Source organism: Dietzia sp. SYD-A1 (assembly GCF_015356725.1).
Classification (GTDB): domain Bacteria; phylum Actinomycetota; class Actinomycetes; order Mycobacteriales; family Mycobacteriaceae; genus Dietzia.
The window spans coordinates 1-1786 of the sequence record NZ_JADDKI010000611.1 but is presented as its reverse complement, the minus strand read 5'-3'; the positions used below and the strand labels follow the sequence as shown (position 1 = coordinate 1786).

Genomic DNA, 1786 nt, shown 5'->3' with positions numbered 1-1786 from the left:
GTGCAGGAGACCCTGCTCACCGCCTGGAAGCGGCTGCATCTGCTGGAGGATCCGGACGCGGTGCGCAGCTGGCTGGCCCAGATCTGCTCGCGGCGGGCGACCGACATCGCCCGCCGCCGTGCCCGGCGTTCGACCGACGCCCAGCCGCCCGAGCTCCTGCACGTCCACCGCGACGAGGGCCCCCGGGCCGACCCCGCCCGCACCACGGAGGTCAACGCCCAGATGCAGGCCCTGGCCCGGGTTCTGGGCACGATGGACCCGGACCTCCGGTCGTGCTGGACGCTGCGCGAGATCGACGGGATGTCCTACCGGGATGTCGCTGCCGCGCTCGACATCACCGAGTCCACCGCGCGGGGTCGACTCGCACGCGCCCGAACGCACGTGATCGACTACATGAAGGAATGGCGGTGAACACCATGGACGGACCCTCCCGGCACGGTGGACCCGACGACGACGAGGCCACCAGGCTCTACCTCGACCAGATCAGTGCCCTCCACCGGGACTGGGACGAGCTCGAGAGCCGGGGCGACGACTCCGTGCAACTGTCCCGACGGGCGCGATCGGCACTGACGGAGGCGGTGCGGGCTGACGCCAGGCACGGCGCCCGGGTGCAGATGCCCCCCACCGACGTGGGCCCCTACTCGCTGACCGAGCTCGCCCTGCGCACCCTCATCCGCGACACGGTGGACGATGTCCCCGGGGTGGTGAGTCTGCGGACGGCGGTCGACCACGAGCCGGGTGCGGGATGGGGCACCCGCGGGCTGCCCCGACGGATCGCCTGCCGGGTCTCGCTCGCGATCACGACGCCGGATCTGCCCGCCCTGGCCGACGCGGTACGCCAGGCGGTCCGTGCCGCGTGCGCCCGGGAATTCGACCTCGTCGACCTGGTGGTCGACGTCCACATCGAGGATCTCCATGAGAACTGACCCGACAGCAGCAGAGTTGATCGAGCTGGTGGTGGCGGTGCCCGGGGTCAACGGGATCGAACCCGGCATCGGCACCTCCCTCCGGGCGCTCGACGCCCGGATCCGGCGTGCCGGCGCCGCCTCGACCCACTTCGGCCTCTACGTGGACCGCGACGGGGGCAGGGTCACCGTGGAGGTGAGTCTGGACCAGTCGCGCCCGGTCAGGCAGTGCGTCCGCGACATCCAGGTGGCCCTGCGGGACGCGCTCGGGGACACCGTGCCGGACGGCACCGAGCTCGAGGTGCGGGTGCAGTCACTCCACAGAGGGTGAGGCGGGCACGGCGTCCCCGAGCTCGTCGAGGGGCGCTGCCGCGACGGAGCGTCGCGTGCGTCCGGCGCGGACACCGTTGGCGATCACCAGGATCTCCGCGAGCTCGTGCACCAGCACGACCGCGGCCAGCCCCAGGACGCCGGCCAGGGCCAGGGGCACCAGGACGAGGATGATCGCCAACGAGAGTCCGATGTTCTGCAGCATGATCCGGCGGGAGCGGCGGGCGTGCTGCAGCGCCTGGGGCAGGTGCCGCAGGTCCTCGCCCAGAAGTGCGACGTCGGCGGTCTCGATCGCGACGTCGTTGCCCATCGCCCCCATCGCGATTCCCAGATCCGCGGTCGCCAGGGCGGGGGCGTCGTTGACGCCGTCGCCGACCATCGCCGTCGACCCCTCCGTGCGGAGCCGGGCGACGATGCGGGCCTTGTCCTCCGGCCGGAGGTCCGCGTGGACGTCGTCGATCCCCACCTCGGCCGCCAGCGCGCGGGCGGTGCGGCCGTTGTCCCCGGTGAGCATCGCCACCCGGTAGCCGTCGCGGCGCAACGCGGCGACC

Annotated in this window: 4 protein-coding genes; 3 read left to right on the top strand and 1 reads right to left on the bottom strand. The window is 72.8% G+C overall.

Annotated elements, in window-relative coordinates:
• The 3 genes from IY392_RS17685 to IY392_RS17675 all read left to right on the top strand — a co-directional run.
• Nucleotides 1-411: RNA polymerase sigma factor (locus IY392_RS17685; protein WP_194861939.1), on the top strand; the 411-nt coding region annotated here is incomplete at its 5' end.
• Nucleotides 402-926: a hypothetical protein gene (locus IY392_RS17680; RefSeq protein WP_194861938.1), complete on the top strand. Its 525-nt coding sequence runs from the start codon at nucleotides 402-404 to the stop codon at nucleotides 924-926. The genes IY392_RS17685 and IY392_RS17680, both read left to right, overlap by 10 nt.
• Complete coding sequence (locus IY392_RS17675) at nucleotides 916-1236, top strand: hypothetical protein (RefSeq protein ID WP_156607244.1); 321 nt, start codon at nucleotides 916-918, stop codon at nucleotides 1234-1236. Before IY392_RS17680 ends, IY392_RS17675 begins: the two co-directional genes overlap by 11 nt.
• Here the strand turns inward: IY392_RS17675 and IY392_RS17670 are convergent.
• On the bottom strand, nucleotides 1219-1786 hold a 568-nt coding region (locus IY392_RS17670; RefSeq protein WP_194861937.1), incomplete at its 5' end, for an HAD-IC family P-type ATPase. The two genes, IY392_RS17675 and IY392_RS17670, sit on opposite strands and share 18 nt — an antisense overlap.